Source organism: Picrophilus oshimae DSM 9789 (assembly GCF_900176435.1).
GTDB classification, from domain to species: Archaea; Thermoplasmatota; Thermoplasmata; order Thermoplasmatales; family Thermoplasmataceae; genus Picrophilus; species Picrophilus oshimae.
The window spans coordinates 165,503-183,278 of sequence record NZ_FWYE01000002.1 but is presented as its reverse complement, the minus strand read 5'-3'; the positions used below and the strand labels follow the sequence as shown (position 1 = coordinate 183,278).

19 protein-coding genes are annotated in these 17,776 nt (G+C 36.3%); 10 read left to right on the top strand and 9 right to left on the bottom strand.

The window, feature by feature from the left end; all coding sequences use genetic code 11:
• The first annotated feature begins 184 nt into the window (after window positions 1-184).
• The 4 genes from B8780_RS04455 (at window position 185) to B8780_RS04440 (ending at window position 4,803) form a co-directional block, all read left to right on the top strand.
• Complete coding sequence (locus tag B8780_RS04455; RefSeq protein WP_084272809.1) at window positions 185-1,618, top strand: MFS transporter; 1,434 nt, start codon at window positions 185-187, stop codon at window positions 1,616-1,618.
• A gap of 220 nt (window positions 1,619-1,838) precedes the next feature.
• On the top strand, window positions 1,839-3,590 hold the full coding sequence (locus B8780_RS04450; RefSeq protein WP_084272808.1) for a 2-oxoacid:acceptor oxidoreductase subunit alpha: 1,752 nt from the start codon (window positions 1,839-1,841) through the stop codon (window positions 3,588-3,590).
• A 2-nt stretch (window positions 3,591-3,592) separates the two neighbouring features.
• The gene (locus B8780_RS04445) at window positions 3,593-4,441 is read left to right on the top strand and encodes a thiamine pyrophosphate-dependent enzyme (protein WP_011178162.1); all 849 of its coding nucleotides are present in this window, start codon (window positions 3,593-3,595) and stop codon (window positions 4,439-4,441) included.
• 29 nt (window positions 4,442-4,470) lie between these two features.
• Complete coding sequence (locus tag B8780_RS04440) at window positions 4,471-4,803, top strand: hypothetical protein (protein ID WP_011178163.1); 333 nt, start codon at window positions 4,471-4,473, stop codon at window positions 4,801-4,803.
• On the opposite strand, the gene B8780_RS04435 is transcribed toward B8780_RS04440, so the two are convergent.
• The gene (locus B8780_RS04435) at window positions 4,793-6,025 is read right to left on the bottom strand and encodes an arginine deiminase family protein (protein WP_084272807.1); all 1,233 of its coding nucleotides are present in this window, start codon (window positions 6,023-6,025) and stop codon (window positions 4,793-4,795) included. The two genes, B8780_RS04440 and B8780_RS04435, sit on opposite strands and share 11 nt — an antisense overlap.
• A gap of 142 nt (window positions 6,026-6,167) precedes the next feature.
• Here B8780_RS04435 and proS point away from each other — a divergent pair, with 142 nt between their 5' ends.
• On the top strand, window positions 6,168-7,568 hold the full coding sequence (gene proS / locus B8780_RS04430) for a proline--tRNA ligase (RefSeq protein WP_084272806.1): 1,401 nt from the start codon (window positions 6,168-6,170) through the stop codon (window positions 7,566-7,568).
• Window positions 7,568-8,200: an HAD-IB family phosphatase gene (locus B8780_RS04425; RefSeq protein WP_161939676.1), complete on the top strand. Its 633-nt coding sequence runs from the start codon at window positions 7,568-7,570 to the stop codon at window positions 8,198-8,200. Before proS ends, B8780_RS04425 begins: the two co-directional genes overlap by 1 nt.
• Here B8780_RS04425 and B8780_RS04420 read toward each other — a convergent pair.
• From B8780_RS04420 to B8780_RS04410, 3 genes are read right to left on the bottom strand one after another with little or no spacing between them, the layout of a single operon-like run.
• Window positions 8,187-8,579, bottom strand: coding sequence for a hypothetical protein (locus B8780_RS04420; RefSeq protein ID WP_084272804.1), 393 nt, complete (start codon window positions 8,577-8,579; stop codon window positions 8,187-8,189). The genes B8780_RS04425 and B8780_RS04420 overlap by 14 nt on opposite strands.
• Window positions 8,580-8,608: 29 nt before the next feature.
• Window positions 8,609-9,625, bottom strand: coding sequence for an aspartate-semialdehyde dehydrogenase (gene asd / locus B8780_RS04415; protein ID WP_084272803.1), 1,017 nt, complete (start codon window positions 9,623-9,625; stop codon window positions 8,609-8,611).
• Window positions 9,613-10,626, bottom strand: a complete 1,014-nt coding sequence (locus B8780_RS04410; protein WP_011178169.1) for an amino acid kinase family protein — start codon at window positions 10,624-10,626, stop codon at window positions 9,613-9,615. The genes asd and B8780_RS04410 overlap by 13 nt, the downstream gene beginning before the upstream one ends.
• A 303-nt stretch (window positions 10,627-10,929) precedes the next feature.
• Between B8780_RS04410 and hppD the strand changes: the two genes are divergently transcribed.
• The 3 genes from hppD to B8780_RS04395 are packed head-to-tail and all read left to right on the top strand — an operon-like array spanning window position 10,930 to window position 14,019.
• On the top strand, window positions 10,930-12,036 hold the full coding sequence (gene hppD / locus B8780_RS04405; protein WP_084272802.1) for a 4-hydroxyphenylpyruvate dioxygenase: 1,107 nt from the start codon (window positions 10,930-10,932) through the stop codon (window positions 12,034-12,036).
• Window positions 12,033-12,884 carry a fumarylacetoacetate hydrolase family protein gene (locus tag B8780_RS04400; RefSeq protein WP_084272801.1) on the top strand — a complete coding sequence of 284 codons (852 nt, stop codon included), beginning with the start codon at window positions 12,033-12,035 and terminating at the stop codon, window positions 12,882-12,884. The genes hppD and B8780_RS04400 overlap by 4 nt, the downstream gene beginning before the upstream one ends.
• A gap of 1 nt (window position 12,885) precedes the next feature.
• Window positions 12,886-14,019 (top strand): homogentisate 1,2-dioxygenase, encoded by a 1,134-nt coding sequence (locus tag B8780_RS04395; protein WP_084272800.1) that lies wholly within the window; start codon window positions 12,886-12,888, stop codon window positions 14,017-14,019.
• Between the two features lie 9 nt (window positions 14,020-14,028).
• Here the strand turns inward: B8780_RS04395 and B8780_RS04390 are convergent, their stop codons facing one another.
• A complete protein-coding gene (locus B8780_RS04390) occupies window positions 14,029-14,688 on the bottom strand; it encodes an iron-containing redox enzyme family protein (RefSeq protein ID WP_011178173.1) in 660 nt (219 codons plus the stop codon).
• A gap of 160 nt (window positions 14,689-14,848) precedes the next feature.
• Here B8780_RS04390 and B8780_RS08220 point away from each other — a divergent pair, with 160 nt between their 5' ends.
• Entirely contained in the window at window positions 14,849-14,998 is a 150-nt protein-coding gene (locus B8780_RS08220; protein ID WP_011178174.1) for a hypothetical protein, read from the top strand.
• Here B8780_RS08220 and B8780_RS04385 read toward each other — a convergent pair.
• Genes B8780_RS04385 through uppS form a run of 4 tightly spaced genes read right to left on the bottom strand, consistent with a single transcriptional unit; the run spans window position 14,995 to window position 17,763 of the window.
• Complete coding sequence (locus B8780_RS04385; RefSeq protein ID WP_011178175.1) at window positions 14,995-15,234, bottom strand: hypothetical protein; 240 nt, start codon at window positions 15,232-15,234, stop codon at window positions 14,995-14,997. The two genes, B8780_RS08220 and B8780_RS04385, sit on opposite strands and share 4 nt — an antisense overlap.
• A gap of 32 nt (window positions 15,235-15,266) precedes the next feature.
• Window positions 15,267-15,707, bottom strand: a complete 441-nt coding sequence (locus tag B8780_RS04380) for an AAA family ATPase (protein ID WP_084272799.1) — start codon at window positions 15,705-15,707, stop codon at window positions 15,267-15,269.
• Window positions 15,704-16,996, bottom strand: coding sequence for a tRNA(Ile)(2)-agmatinylcytidine synthase (locus B8780_RS04375; RefSeq protein ID WP_084272798.1), 1,293 nt, complete (start codon window positions 16,994-16,996; stop codon window positions 15,704-15,706). The genes B8780_RS04380 and B8780_RS04375 overlap by 4 nt, the downstream gene beginning before the upstream one ends.
• Window positions 16,996-17,763, bottom strand: a complete 768-nt coding sequence (gene uppS / locus B8780_RS04370) for a polyprenyl diphosphate synthase (RefSeq protein WP_011178179.1) — start codon at window positions 17,761-17,763, stop codon at window positions 16,996-16,998. The genes B8780_RS04375 and uppS overlap by 1 nt, the downstream gene beginning before the upstream one ends.
• Window positions 17,764-17,776: the final 13 nt, after the last annotated feature.

The following is a 17,776-nucleotide window of genomic DNA, read 5'->3' as shown; positions in this document are numbered from 1 at the left end:
TTATAATATCAATAAAATCATTATATATTGTATAAAAGTCATTTATGATGCATTATTTGTTTATATTTTACATAAAATAATACTAACATTTATAGTATTAATATTTTCCAGGCATCCAGTCAATCATTTATTAATAAATCATTTTTATAATAAATATTTAAATATCAGAAACATATATTGATCCATGTACCAGCCAACTAAAAGGGATATAAACATTACAATAGCCCTTATGGCTTTTACAGGCACATTAATAGTATACGTTGAAACGATGATCGTTCCTGCCCTGCCTGTTTTCGTTAAATTTTTTGATACAAAATATAATGATGTTTCATGGATACTAACTGCATATATAATAAGCGGTACTGTATCGGCCGCCATATTTGGCAGGCTTGCAGATATTATCGGTAAAAGAAAGGTCTTTTTAATACTATCTTTAATATATGCAATGGCGGTATCTGCAGGAGGTTTTGCCCAGACGCTTGGTGAATTAATAGCAATAAGGGCAATCCAGGGACTTGGTTTTGGTTTATTTCCAATAGCATTTGCAATTATAAATGATATAGTTCCAAAGGAGAGGCTTGCACTGGCCCAGGGTATATTAAGCGCCACCTTTGCCATAGGTTCTGGTATAGGCCTGGTTCTTGGTGCATGGATAACCGAGGATCTTGGCTGGCAGTATTCATATCATACCGCAATACCGGTTGCCTTCGCACTGTTTATACTTGCATTTATCTATTTAAAGGACTTTGCAGAACCAAGAAGGGAGAAGATAGATTTCGTTGGCGTGGCCCTGCTTGGCATAGGCTTAATATCGCTTATATATGCATTATCCGAGGGACAGACCATAGGCTGGACATCATTTGAAATCATATTCATGTTTGTAATGTCCCTGGTCTTCTTTGCCGCCTTTGTATTGTTTGAAAGATCATACAAATACGCATTTATTGATATGGGTCTGTTAAAAAGGCGCAATGTTATAACATCAAATTTTGTCGGGCTCTTTGCAATGGCCGCAATGTACTTTCTATTCTTTACCGTGCCAACAATGTTGCAGGACCCAAGCCCCAGTGGATTCGGCAAAACAATACTTGAATCTGGAATAATAATGCTGCCTGCAACAATAATGAATATGGTCTTTGCACCAGTTGCCGCAAGGGTTACAACCGTAAGGGGACCAAGGCTATCTATATACATAGGGCTTGCAATAAACTTCTTTGGATTTCTATTACTATTAATGGCAAGGTCAAGTGTAATAGATATACTATTTGATTCAATGTTTGTTGGCGCCGGCATCTCGTTCATGCTTGTTGGTATAATAAATGTGCTTTTAAGATCTGTACCAAAGGAACGCTCAGGAGAGGCAACAGGTATGAATACAGTTTTCAGGGATATAGGCATGTCAATAGCACCTGCCGTTGGCGGTGCATTTGAAACAATGTATTCAATACCAGTGATGCTGTCAGCCATACCGGTTAACTATGCCGGATTACCTCTTATGCCAATATACAAATCATTTCCAGCGCCCACAGCATACAATTTCATCTATTTAATAGGAATACTATTTGTTGTTATCGGTTTCCTTTTAACAGGTTTTATAAAAAATCCTGTAAATAAATAATAAAAATTTTTAAATATTCGGTTATGGTAAATTCAAAGAAAAATTTAAATAGTAAATAAACAGGTATAAACATTATTAAAAATGCAACACTGTAAAAACCTTCAAAAAATGCTTTTATATAAAATATTAAATAAATTACGCATCTATTATTATATATTTTTCTATGTAAAAAAATTGTAAATATATAAATACAGTTCAGTATATTACACTATGATATGATATGAGAGAGGATGAGGTAATAATAAGAATAGGCGGTGCAGCTGGTGATGGAGTCCAGTCTGCAGGTGAAATACTAATAAGGACATTTTCAAGATGTGGCCTATATGTTACATCGTATAATTACTATCAGGATCTTATAAGAGGGGGCGAGAGCTGGTACCAGGTAAGGGCCTCAGATCATAAGGTTAAAAACCAGGGTGATGGCCTGGATCTTTTAATAGCGCTTAATAAGGATGCGCTTGAAAGGCACACAAATCCTGATATAAATGAGGGAGGCGCCTCACCTCTTGAGGGCATAGCAATATTCGATGATGGCATAAAGGGTTACAGGGAGTACAAAAATGTATCATACTGCCCGGTACCAATGGTTGACATAGCCAGAAAATACAGCGACAATTCATTGTTAAAGAACACTGTTGGTCTTGGTGCTGCCATAGCGGCGATAAATGGTGACTTTGAAACATTTGCAGGCGTGATAAGAGATCAGTTTGGCAAGAAGGGTGAGATAGCGGAATTAAATGTTAAGGCAGCCCAGGATGGCTATGATTACTTCATGAGCCATTACAAATCAATAAAAAAGACATATAAAATCTCAAAGAAGCCAAAATATGTAATAGCCGGTGGCGCATCAATAGCCCTTGGTGCGGTCAATGCAGGCGTAAAAATGTACGTTGCATATCCAATGACGCCGGCATCATCGGCATTGCATTTCATGGCACAGCATGCAAAGAAATTCGGTGTTTTTGTTAAAATGCCGGAGGATGAGATCTCCGCAATAAACACAATAATAGGTGCAAACTATGCCGGCATAAGGGCCATGACAGGATCAGCCGGTGGCGGTTTTGCCCTAATGACCGAGGCTGTTGGCCTTTCCGGTATGACCGAGGTGCCTGCTGTTATCTACGAGGCCCAGAGGCCAGGGCCATCGACAGGGCTTCCAACAAAGACCGAGCAGGGTGATTTAAACCAGGTACTTGGGGCATCACAGGGTGATTTCCCAAGGATAGTCCTTGCACCAAGAAATGTTGAGGAGGCATTTTACACCGTTCAGGAGGCATTTAACCTTGCAGATAAATACCAGTGCCCTGTTTTCGTAATATCAGATCTATACCTGTCAGAGCATTATGACACCGTTGATAAATTAAATCTTGATTATCCAATAGATCGCGGGTACATCGTTAAGGAAGCAGAAAATTATAAAAGATACGAATTTACAGAGAATGGAATATCCCCAAGGGCTCTTCCAGGAACCCCAAAGCTAATGCACAATGAGGATTCTGATGAGCATGATGAGTATGGTAATGTTGTTTCAGATGCCATAACTGATCCTGTAATAAGATCAAGAATGGTTGAAAAAAGGATGAGAAAGCTTGAGGATTATAAAAAGAGCATACCAGGGACTGAGACCTACAAACTTGATGATGCAGAATACGCTGTTATACTCTGGGGAAGCACACAGGGTGCTGTTGAGGAGGCAATAGACATACTTAGATCAAACGGAATAAAGATAGGTGCAATAGAGCCAACACATATATATCCATTAAATGAGGATATAAAAGAGCTTGTTAAAAACAAGAAGCTTGTTTTCACCGTTGAGAATAACTATTCAGGCCAGTTCAGGAGACTGTTAAGGGCAGAGCTCCTAATAGACAGCATAGGAATAAATAAATACAACGGCGAGGCATTCTATCCTGGCGAGATTGTTAAGGAGATATCGAAATTTATATTAGAGGAGAAAAATATAATGGAGTGATAATGATGATGGCAGAGGAATTCCGCGGAAAGGTAAGGCCTGACTGGTGCCCTGGCTGTGGCAACTACGCACAGCTTACGGCAATAACACAGGCACTTGCCGAGCTAAACATAAAACCGGAGAACGTTGCGGTTATTTCAGGCATAGGCTGCTCAAGCAACATGCCTGAATTTTTGAACGTTTATGGCTACCACAGCCTTCATGGAAGATTATTACCAGTTGCATCAGGTGTAAAATGGGCAAACTCAAAGCTGACTGTTATAGCATATGGTGGTGACGGTGATGGATACTTTGAGGGCACACAGCATTTATACCACACGGCGAAGAGGAACGTCGATATTACATACATGGTTTCTGATAACCAAGTCTTTGGTTTAACCACAGGCCAGGCATCACCAACAGCGCCTGTGGGTTTAAGAACAAAGACCACGCCCGATGGAAACATAGAAACACCTTTTAATCCGATAACATACGCCTTAACTGCAGGTGCAACCTTTGTGGCACGTGGCTTTTCAGGCGATGTAAAGTTCCTTAAGGAAATTACAGTAAAGGCAATAAAGCACCGTGGATTTTCATTCATAGATGTTTTTAGCCCGTGTGTTATATGGAACAAGGCCAATGGTTATGATTTCTTCAGGCCAAGGGTTTACAGGGTAACGGACAACGATGTAACTGATTTCAACAACGCTTACAAACTTGGCATGGAGTGGGGCGATAAGATACCAATAGGCGTCTTCTACGATGTTGAAAGGCCAATCTACGATGATGTTGACGAGGTTCTTAAAAACGGGCCCCTCATAGATCAGCCAGTACACAGATTAAATGAGGAAGACCTTGAAGAATTTCTATAAACTTATATAAAATTATTTAATTTTTTATCATGGTTGATGAGTTATCCATAGCCGAGCTTAGGTGTGCAAACAAGCCTGTTAAATTTATATCGAAGCGGCTTGGCATAAAAAGGGATGTTATAGAAAAGATTATAAAAAAATGGATAGTGGAAACGGAGCCATTTATAAATGATAAGATTTCAGGAAGAAAATCTCAAAGTAATCCATCAGTTTCAGATTTAATGCCATTAATGAATCTTGATATAGACGATCTCCTTAAAAATGATGCTGTTCTTGATTATATTGCAAGGCATCATGGCGATTATCATGATCGATTAATGGACTGTATAAGATATAAAATATATATAAAGATCAATTCCTGATAATAGCAGAGCTCATGCAGTGTGCACCGCCATAGCCGCCTGTTATCTCGCTTAGATCTATTTTTATTACGTCAATTCCATGATCGATCATGGCTCTTTTATCAGGCATGAACTCATTTGAAATCTGTTTTTTTATCATGTTTTCAATATTTCCAGGAAAAACTTTTTCCTTAATTAGCTTTTCAATGATCCTTTTTGAGTCAACTGCTATGATCTTTTTATCTGATAATGTAAGGAAGTTTGATGAGTATGACAGCTGCTCTGCCAGGTTCATATCTATTATGTTAAAGTCCCTTTTCTTTATATAATCAAAGAGTGTTGTTTCAAATGCCCTTTCGTATTTATCTCCGTTTTTCTGATATAGTGTTGCAGCGGCATTTTTTATTAAATTTTCCGATGTTACCACTATGCCATCACCTGCTATGTTAAAATATGTATCTAAATGCATGTTGAACTGTGGATTGTAGCTCATAAAATCATAGTTTGGATTATTAACTATTAAAATTTCATCAAAATCCATTAAACCAGAGTTCATTGCATCAATGGCACCATTAATGTCCGTTCTGCTGCCCGTTCCTATTATTGCAAATGATCCTGCAGGCATAAAATCGCCACCCTCAAAGTAGCCATTTTTTACCCTGGTGATCCTATTTTCGTTTAATACCTCCCTAAAAAAGAACTCTGTTATATCTGTTTCCTTTCTTCTCTGGTTCATTCTCATGTTTCCTATGATAATTCCAGAGGATATTGCCTGCTGATCGCGCATGAAATAGAGGTTTGCCAGTGGTAAATTTGAATAAACAGTAGGGTACTCAATGCCATTTAAATAACTTTTTAAATCTATGGAAAGCTCTGTTATAAAGGCATTAAATAGTGTTTCCGGATCAATGTATTTTATATTTTTTTCAAGATCGTTCCTGGCATTTTCTATTAATTCCTTTGTGCCATAGTATTTTACAATTGATATTACCTTTTCCCTGAGCTTATCCATAAAGGCATCTGATTCAAGTGCCTTTTTTATTATCTCATCCTTTAATATTATGACATTAATATTATTTTCTTTTAATTTTTCCTCGAGCATCTTATGCTCCTCTATTGCCCTCATATAGTTAAATGGCCTCTCAAATAAAAACGCCTTTGGCGCAAACATGGCATAGTTTATCTCCATGCCTGGCCTGTGAAGCATCACCTTTTTAAGTGAATTCCATTCAGCCCGGATCATGATTCTTTATCATAAGTTATTATTAAAATTTATTTTATGTATGATATTTATAACAATTTTTACATTTATAATATCATTTTTAATATAAATTATCTGGTAATATCAATTAAAAAATAATATACAATGAATATATACACATTGAATGGAAAATAAAAAGGAAAATTTCAGTGAATGGTATAATGAAATCATTGATCTAGCAAAGCTTAGTGATAAAAGATATGCAATAAAGGGCATGAACGTCTGGCTGCCATACGGGCTTAAGATCATGCGCCTTATTGATAATATTATAAGGGATAACGTTGATAATAAATCATTTCAGGAGGTTAGCTTTCCAGTTTTAATAACAAGATCACAGCTTGAAACGGAATTTGAACACATAAAGGGTTTTGAAAACGAGATATACTGGGTTACAAAGGGCGGCTCTGAAAAGCTCGATATTGAGCTTGCCTTAAGGCCAACCAGTGAATCTGCAATGTACACAATGTTTCCATTATGGATAAGATCGCACCAGGATCTTCCATTAAAGATATATCAAATTGTAAGTGTTTATAGATATGAAACAAAGCATACAAGATCATTTATAAGAGTCCGTGAGATTCATTTCTTTGAGGCACATACGGCTCATGTTGATTATGAGGATGCAGAGAGACAGATGTCCGAATACATGGACATATGGTCAAGTATAGCTGAAAAATTATGTTTGCCTTATAATATAGATATGAGGCCGGACTGGGATAAATTTCCAGGTGCAAAATACACACTGGCCTTTGACACATTAATGCCCAGCGGCAGATCACTGCAAATCGGCACAATACACGAATACGGTGAAAATTTTGCAAGGAACTATGATATAAAATACCTTGACATAAACGGCGATTTAAAATATGTAAGCCAGACAACCTTTGGTTTGAGTGAGAGGCTTCTGGCAGCAGTCATAGGCATTCATGGCGATGATACCGGTCTGATCCTGCCGGCATCAATTGCGCCTGTTCAGGCAATAATAATACCGATACCTGGTAAATCATTTAAAGAGGTTCTTGATTACTCTGGTAAGATATTAAGCATGTTGAAAGATATTAACGTAAGGGCCGAGATTGATTCAAGGGAAAATTACACACCAGGTTATAAATACAATGACTGGGAGATGCGTGGCGTTCCCTTAAGGATCGAGATAGGCTCAAGGGAAATGGAATCAAGTACAGTCACAGTGGTTTCAAGGTTAAACAAAAAGAGATTAAACATTTCAATAAAGGAGATAAACAATATAAAAAACATGCTGAATGAACACGATAAACAGCTAACATTAAACGCATGGAAAATGATGGAGGAAAATACAGTTTTTATCGACGATATAAATAATATTCCCATGAACAAAGATGTATTAATAAAAGCATACTGGTGCGGCTCACGTGAGTGTTCCGATGCACTTGAGCAGAAAAAGGATGTTACAGCACTTGGCACGCTTTACAATTTAAATGATTCTGGAAAATGCATTGTATGTGGAAATCCAGGCAGATTATCGATGTTTGCAAGGTCATATTGATGAAATTAATAGTATTTGATATGGATGGTGTTCTTACAAAGGAAAAAAGCAGCTGGAATTATGTTCACAGGGCCCTTGGTGTTGATAATAGCAAAAACTTTGATTTGTATAGATCCGGGAGGATATCATACAGTGAATTCTTCGATAGGGACATAGAGCTTTGGCTAAAAAAATACGGTAAAATTAGAAGGGAAAGGATAATAGAAATATTAAAGAGGATAGAGCTCCAGGATAATATAGATCAATTAATTTGTTTCTTAAAAGAATGCAATGCCGTAACAGCAATAGTCTCTGGGGGTATATACTGGCTTGCAGAGATAATAAATGATAGATTAAAATTCAATGAAATATACGCAAATGATATAATGACCGATGACCATGGTTACATAATAAAAAAAGGCAAAATCATGGTTGATCCAATGAAAAAGGGCGATGTAATAAAATTAATCGAGAAAAAGCACTGCATAAAACCAGATGATGCCATTGCCATAGGCGATTCATACAGTGATATATCAATGAAAACAGCCTGCAGTAAATTCATATCATTTAATGGCGACGAATTAATAAATTCAATGTCAGATTATTCCGCAAAATCAATGTTAGACCTTATAGATATACTCAATAAAATATAATGCCCCTTCTTTCAAAGTACTCATCCCTGATCTTTATCCAGGCCGCTATCAATGGTATAAAGGCAATAAAATTCGAAAAAAACGTTATGATCGAGACCATTAAAACGTATAATTCTATTGAATGTGATGTTTTTCCGGAAAATGATATTATATATACAGATAATATAAACACCATCATGATAATTAAAAAGTCGATCTCAACAGGTATTAAATAGAAGCCAATGGCAAGCTTCATTATATTTATAATATAATATTTTATTATTGTATTTGCCATCAGGATGTATACTATTTGAATAATCAGGGATATTAGGGAATACTCTGTTGCATTTTTCATATTCTGGCTGCTGCTCTTTCCATATAATATATATGAAAAGTTCATAACGAATTATGAATCTTTTATATATAAATTTAATTATCTAATTTCATTGCATGCATTAGTTCAAGTGTTAGTATTGTTATTCCTGCAGCACCCCTTATTAAATTATCACCAAGTATGTACATTCTTAATGTGTCATCGTTATAGCTGAGCCTGCCTATATGTATTTCCATGCCTGAGACATCGTGAACCTGCGGTGCATCGTTTTTTTCATGTATAATTATCGGCTGCCTTGGTGCCATTGTTAAGCCGCTGAATCTTGATAAAGGTTTAAAATTCCTTATATCTTTTATAAAATTTTCAATATCAAAATTTTTTATGTTTATATAAAGAACGCCTGCATGATCAACGGCAACAGGTACCCTGACCGTTGTCACGCTCATTTTTATGTTTCTGTTAACTATTTTATCATCGTTTCTGTATCCAAAGATCTTTGATATCTCTGCAGGTATCTTTTCCTCCTCGCCATTTATATACGGTATTATATTATTATTTATTGCCATGTATGGAAGGCCAGAAAAACCAGCACCACTTACGGCCTGCATTGTCGTTAAATACATCCTTTCATAATCAGAATTTATTATATCAAAAAGCGGCATGGACATTATCGTTGTTGTGCAGTTCGGATTTTTTACATATTTTGTATCCCTGTCCTCAAGCATATATAGGTGCTCATAGTTTATTTCCGGATTTATTAATGGTATATCGCTCCTCATTCTTAGAGGCGAGGCATTTGAAATAACATTTATTCCATTAGAAACCAGCCTTGTTTCTATACCCTCCGCAATCTCACTTGGCAGTGCAGACAGGACAAAATCAACATCCCTATGATCATTTGGATCACTGGAAACAAGATTCATATCAGAGACATACTCCGGGATCTCTGAATTTTCAACCCATCTTACTGCATCTATATACCTTTTACCTGTGTTATTTGGTGATGCGCTTACCTTGGCCAGCTCTATATAGGGATGATTTTCAAGGAGCCTTACCATCTTCTGGCCAACCATGCCTGTTGAACCAAGCAATGAAACCCTTATCTTTGACAACCTATCACCTCTTTGTAAACGTCCTCAAAGGATCTTCCAGGCTTCAGCATTGATGTTATTGATAGGCCGTTGCTTACAAAATTATCTGAGAGTGTTATTATTATATTCTGCAATTTATCATTTAATATACCATGACCTATTATCGTAACGCTGTTTTTTGACTCATCAAACATGAGGCATTTAACAGTGTTCTCGGTTTTATTTGATATTAAGGTCATCTCACCTGAAACAAGTGATTCTATTCTTATCTCTATATTGCTTCCAAGAACAGGCTCAAAGGTCTTCCTGTTAAATTTTTTTACACCAAACCTTGCCATTTCCATTGCCTCGTATATTGATACCTCTTTTACCGTGTATGCATTTTTCACAACCTTTGGATCGGCGGTCATTATACCTGGTACATCTGTTATAAATCTAACAACGTTTATGTTTAATGCACGTGCTATAACCGTGGCCGAATAATCGCTGCCGCCACGGCCAAGGCTTGTTATCCTTCCGGATCTGGACAGGCCCATGAATCCCGGGATTACATAGTTATGTTCATAACCAACAAGGTTCTTTAAATTTTTTTCAGTTTCATCCATTATTGCATAGGCATCATCCATGGAATCATCGGTTATTATCACAGGCCTGTTCAGCAACAAAAATCTGTCATTCCTCTTTGATATAGCCGCATAAAGTATTAGGGCCGCAAGCCTCTCTCCTGATGTTATGAATGCGCTTTTATACCTGCATGAAAGATAATAATTCATATCATTTGCTATTTCTTTTAAATGTTCATCAAAATTGTCGGAGATAGCTGTTAAAATTGTTTTGTGCTCCTCTATTAAATCTTTTAATGATTCCTGGTCATTTTCATTGTATATTCTTATTAATCGGTCTGTAACGCCCTTTAATGCCGATGTTACAATGATTCTGGAATCATTAAAGAGTTCTGCAATTCTTTCAATGCTCTCAGTTCCTGTAAGTATAGAGCCACCTATTTTTACTATCTCCTCCATGTCAGTGTATATCTATTTCATTAATAATGTTTTTTATAATCATATAACTAATTTTCGCAATTAATATATATAAGAATTATTCATGGTAATATTATATATGAATCAATAATAATGTAAATAATATAAAATATATAATTTATTTTATATATTATATAAAGAATATTTAATTAAACTTTTTACATAAGAATATTATTAATATTTTTTGTTTAAAACCAAATTTTTTTTAAAAAAATACTAATGTCCATGATACTTTATATCATATTTTTTCGAAATCTTTATATTTAAAAATAATAATAACATATCATGTATGGCAAAAATTTAATCTCAGAACTAAGGGAAAAGGAGATCTTTAAACGATTACATCACGTGGAATTTTACGTTAGCAGTGCCAAAACATGGTCATATTTCATGAACAGGGGTCTTGGATTTAAAACAGTGGCATATGCCGGTCCAGAAACCGGGATAAGGGACAAGATATCCTATGTTATGTCCCAGGGCACTGCAAGGATATCTTTTACATCATCAATGAATGATGATAGCTATATATCGAATCATGTTAAAAAACACGGGGATGGCGTAAAGGATATAGCACTTGAGGTCGATGATCTGGACGAGGCAAAAAGCCTGATAGAAAAGTATGGAACAAGGGTTTCAAAAATAAATGAAATAAAGGATGGAAATGGAAAGATAAGAACTGCAGAGATAAAAACGTACGGTGAAACCGTTCATACATTAATAGAAACCGGGGATTACAATGGCGTATTCATGCCCGGCTATGAGGAATCTGAAATAAATTCAAAAAACACTGGGATAAAAAAGATCGATCATATAGTTGGAAATGTCTATGAGGGCGAGATGGATAGCTGGGTTAATTTTTACATAGAAAAACTTGGCTTTGAGCATTTAATAACCTTTGATGATAAAGATATAAGAACTGATTACAGCGCATTAAGATCAAAGGTTGTAAAATACAATGACGATATCGTATTTCCAATAAATGAGCCTGCAAAGGGCTTAAGAAAATCACAGATAGAGGAATATCTTGACTATTACAGGTCTGAGGGCGTTCAGCACATAGCACTGTTAACTGATGATATAATAAAAACTGTATCCATGATGGAGGAAAACGGCATAGAATTTTTAAAAACACCAGGATCATACTATGAATCCCTATTATCAAGGATAGGCTCAATAGACGAGGATTTAAATGAAATAGAGAAACATAACATACTTGTGGATCGTGATGAGAACGGATACTTATTACAGATCTTCACAAAGCCTGTTACTGACAGGCCAACGTTCTTCTTTGAGGTCATACAGAGAAAGGGTGCAAGGTCATTCGGCAACGGTAACTTTAAGGCACTTTTTGAGGCGATAGAAAGGGAGCAGGCAAAGAGAGGAAACCTATGAGGATATGCCATGCTATAATTGATGGTGATGAGCGATTCTGCGTATCCAAGGACAATAAGCTTTACAATATAATAAACGACATCGATGAAATTAAATCAAACTTTTTTTCAATGAATTTAAATGTGGATTACGATAAAGAAATTGAATACAAAAATATAAAGTACATGATACCAGTGCCTTACATAAGGTCTGTACGTGATTTTTATTCCTTTGAGGATCACGTTAAAAATTCCAGGAGGAACCGTGGTCTTGATATGGTAAAGGAATGGTATGAATTCCCTGTTTTCTATTTTTCATGCACGCCAAATATATATCCTGATGGTGCTGTGATACCATATCCAAGGAAGAGCAAGAAATTTGATTTTGAAATGGAGGTTGCGGCCGTAATAGGCAAAAAAACAAAGAACTGCCACGGTATTGAATGCCTCTCTGCAGTACATGGCTTTATGATTATGAATGACTGGAGCCTGAGAGACATACAGGCAAAGGAGATGGCAGTTGGTCTTGGACCGGCAAAGGGCAAGGACTATGCAACATCCTTTGGCAGGTACTATGTAACAAGCGATGAAATAATAAAAGACGGCAGGATAGATATAGATATGTCAGTTTACATAAACGGTAAAATCTATTCCTCAGGAAATATTTCAAAGATATACTGGCCATTTGAATCAATGATTGAAAGGGCATCAGAGGACGTTGAACTACTTCCAGGTGATGTCATAGGCAGTGGCACATTTAGCAATGGCTGCCTTCTTGAATCAGGATCAAATCAGTGGTTAAAACCTGGTGATGTAATAAGAATGTCATCATACAGGCTTGGCGATCTTGAAAATACCATAGGTGATTAATATGTATTATGTTAAAAATGGTAATATACCGGAGTACAGGCATACATATGATAATGTTGATTCAATATACCGTGAGGAGCTCTTTGGTTTAAATGCCTTTGATGGCCCATACTCATTGATATATCATGAATACGACCCAACAGAGTTCTATGATTATGAATTCATAAAGTACGATCAATACAAATATGATGATGAAATAAAGCACAGGCACATAAAAACCTCATTAATACCAAGGTCTGGAAACATCTTTTCAAGGAATATTTTATTTGAGAACAATACATTAAGGATAGGCATAATAAAGCCGGAGGATACAGAACCATCTGAATACTTTAGAAACGGCTTTGCATCAGAGGTATTTTACATACATAATGGTTCCGGCAGGATAGAATCAGTTTTTGGTGACCTTGATTTTAGAAAGCATGATTATATTTACATACCAAAGGGTACAACGTATAAATATCACTGCTCTGAGGACACTTACATACTCTCAATAGAATCATCAGAGAACATAGATATACCAAAAAGGTATCTAAATAGATACGGTCAGATAAAGGAGGGCTCTCCATACTATACAAGGAATTTTAGGGTGCCTGTTTTTAAGAAATACGATGATGAAAATGATTATACAATAAATATAAGGTACAAGGATGGATACGCCAGGCTAAAGAGAAAGCACAAGGTTTTTGATGCTGCCGGCTGGGACGGTTATTTATATCCATACGCAATAAACGTAATGGACATGGCGCCAATTGTGGGAAAGCTTCACATGCCACCTCCGGTTCATGAAACCTTCGAGGCAGAGACCTTTATGATAGGAACATTTTTGCCAAGACCCTTTGATTTTCATGAGAGATCAATACCGATATCATATTTTCATAATAACATCGATTCAGATGAGTTTCTCTTCTATTCCAGTGGCAATTTTATGAGCAGAAAGGGTATAGAGGAGGGCTCTGTAACACTGCATGTCCATGGTATAATACATGGTCCGCAGCCAGGCGTACTTGAAAAGAGCATAGGTGCAAGATCCACGGACGAAATTGGCATCATGGTTGAAACATATAAATCACTTAAAATGCCGGAAAATATGAACAGATTTGAGGATAAAAATTATAATCTATCCTGGAAATATTAAAAATTAAATTTATTTTTTATCAGCCAAACCAAGCCAGAACTGCTCCTCAAGATCCAGTATCCTTCTTGCCCCCTCCATGAAATCATTTTTCTCCTTGTCTGTGTGTATTCCAACAATGTTTGCAGTTGCATCCTCATGCGCACTTTCTATTTCACGGTGAAATGTGAAATATGTAATATCCATGTTCGGGTACTTTTCCTTCATGATTTTTAATCCTGGTATTAATTTATCCCACATTGGTATCGCCATGTTTTCAAGGCCAAACTCGGAGCCCAGTGCCACTGCATAATCACTTGCAAAGAACTCACGCATGCCGTCAAGCCAGGCCTTTGTTGTCGGTAGTTTTTCCCTTTTTACAAGCTCCTCAGGATTCATGTTTATTGATCTTAAATATCTTCTGTATAAAAGCTCATGTCTTTTTGCCGGATCCTCTCCACCAAGCTCTGATACAAGTATTGTTGTTAATTCCCTGGCATCATCCTCGTTCGGCGTGTTAACAAGCAACGTGCTTAATATCTGCGGCCATTCCCGTGTAAAATGATAGAACTCAATAGAAAATCTTTTAAACTCACTGTCCGTTATCTTCCCCTGAGAGAACCTGTTTATAAAATCGTTGTTTGTTGCGGGATGATTCTTTACAAGATTCTTTATATCCTCATAAAAGCTCATAATAATGAATTTGAAAATTAATATATAAATGTTTTTAATCGGTAAAATTTGGTATACTATACCTAATAATATTTTAATGTATATTATATTAGGTAATTATATAATATGTTTCATATTTTTATTTATATAAAATCTTTATATAAGATCATGATACGTAGACATGGGCCTTGGAAAAAGGGATTTAAATAGAAAGAAGAAGAGCCTGGAAATGAAGCTTCAGGAACTTGAAACAAGGGCAAAGAAGAATCCTTTAAACAAGGAGCTTCAGGAAGAGATAAACGAGTTGAAGAAAAAAATAGAAAAAAGCTAGTATGGAGGTCTTGGCTTTACAATCTCATCGCCATGGACTTCTGGTTGGTACTCCGGTATATTTATTTCAACATAGCGAACCTCCTTACTTTCAATTTTTTTGAGCGTTCTTTCTATAGAATCATTATTTTTATTTGCAAGTTCACATATGCTTTTTATTTCATCAGGATTTAGATCGCGTATTGTATTGTCCATGTATCTTACCCTTATGGTTTTTATCTCATTGCATTTATACATGGAGGAAAATTGTAATATTATTTATGAACTTTTTACTTAAAACTATTTATTATTTCAATAATTTTATTGAAAAGATCATTCCTGGACATGCCATGTGCATTCACCCTTACAATCCTGCCGGCCGGCATTCTGTCAAGGGCCTCATAATATATAACATCGGCAAGCATGGCATCTATATTTTCATTGATCTTTGATTCGCTGTAATTCCTCAATTTCATTCTTTTTTTTATTTCATCTATGTCATTGTATAAAATTATTACAAGATCACAGTTTAAAAGATGTGAATAATGGCTTTCAATTACATCAGCATCTATTTTGTGTTTTTTAAGCTCGTCGATATCTATGGATTCATTTTCAATTATGTTTAGATCACGTGCAACATCGTTTAGTGAAACACATTTTATTCCATGTTCGTTTAACATGCCGCAAATTGTTGTTTTACCGGTTGCCGGTATACCTGTTATGCATATCATTGTAAACCAAAATGGCTTGCAAGCTTTAAAGGCATCGATAGATGCCTCCTGGCTATTACAGGCACCTCATAGCGGCCTGGTTCTATGCCTCTTTTAATTTTTGTTATCCTTGGTGTATGGTACCTGGCGCCGCATACAGGACACCTGTAATCATTTTTTCCCTTGCTTCTTGTTTTTACATTGCATTTTGTGCAAAACGGAGGCTCATTTTTTAAAAGATCAGCGGTGTATATAACATCTATCTTTTCAAGCTTCAGGGTGTTTCCATCAAGGGAACCATAGGCTGAAACAATGTCCCCTGGTATTAATGAATCTATAACGTGCCTAAACTCCTTTGTAGGCTCAAAGGCCGCAAGATATAGACTGTATCCATGATATGTAAACCCGATAAAATGATGTCCCCCTTCTATTGAAAATGGCATTGATGATATCGTTCCTGTGAGCCTGTATGATCCCAAGTCATTTAATAGTTCAGGTTCGTGTAATATATGATCGTCAGTTCCCTGGTTTGTTTTATATATTATTGCTGCCTCATCGTCTATTTTATAATTTTCCCTTATTTCCATGTATGATTTAAATATATCATCCCTGGAAATGCCTCTAATACCAAAGATCACCGGTGTCTTTGGCTTTGGAAATATTGCCGGGTATTTATTTCTATAATCGATATTATTAAATGTGCTTTGATACTTTTCAGGTATCATTGCAATGTCCATCTTTTTATCTTTTTCTATGTTTTCATAATGCGGGTACCTGTAATTTAATAATTCATAGGTTACACGTTTTTTATTCCATGCAAGTGATGCCGCTGCACCAATTATGCCATGGCCATTCTTGAACTTTTTATACCTTTTATTTTTTATTATGTTCTCTATATAATTTATATTTATATCCTCCTGGAGCGCCTTTTTATACAAATGCTCATCAAGCCTTTCATTGGAAACGACTATTCCAGGGTTTGTCTTTGGGTCATCAAGCTCTGAAAGGTCACCAACAATGGAAGATGCCATTTCAATAACATCGTCCTCATCTGCGTCCATGTACATCCTTTCAAAGCCGTAAATCTTGCGCCCTGAAGAAAATCCTATCAATATTTTCTCACCGGAACCACGGCCAAGATTTATATTCAATGCGCCGTTGCCCCTGGTCTTGTAGCTTATGTTTGGATTCAGCCTTACAAGCTCAGGATATCCTATAATATCGTATTTGGACTCTGTTATTATCCTTTCTATTATATAGGTTGTGCACATGCTGTTGCTTGAATCTGTATCATCAATAGCCAGATACATTACTCACCGAACCTCCTCTTCCTGTTCTGATACGAATATATGGCCCTGAGAAAGTCAATCTTCCTAAGCTCAGGCCAGTTCACATCTGCAAAGTAAAGCTCAGAATAGGCAGACTGCCATAAAAGGAAGTTTGAAATCCTCTCCTCACCGCTGGTTCTTAATATTAAATCAGGGTCTGGCAGTGTTTTATCGTAAAGATATGACCTGAACATCTCCTCGTTTATGTTATCAACTTTTATTTTTCCATTTAATATGTCCTGGCCAATCTTTTTTATTGCGTCTATAATCTCCTGCCTGCCGCCGTATCCTATTGCAAGATTAAATCTAAAGTTTTTGAATTTGTTGGTCTCACCCTCAACCCGCTTTATAGTCTCCTTTAAATAATCAGGGAGCTTTGAGATATCGCCTATGACCTTGACCCTGATCCCGTTTTTGTAAACACGCTCATCGTTTAATAGGTCTATAAAGGCATCGTTGATTAAATTAAAAAGAAAGTTTACCTCATCGCTTTTTCTCTTAAAATTTTCTGTTGAAAAGGCATAAACCGTTACCATGTGTATGCCAACCTCCATGGACCAGTTTAAGACCTCCTCGAGTTTTTCTTTTCCCTTTACATGACCCTCATTTTCTGATATTCCAATGCTTCTTGCGTACCTTCTATTTCCATCTGTAATTATACCCAAATGCCCCGGAACAGGATGCTTCTTTATTTCCTCGAGAAGCTTGCTTTCATAGATTCTTGAAACAAAGTTTCCAATATCACTCATTCAATTATAATAA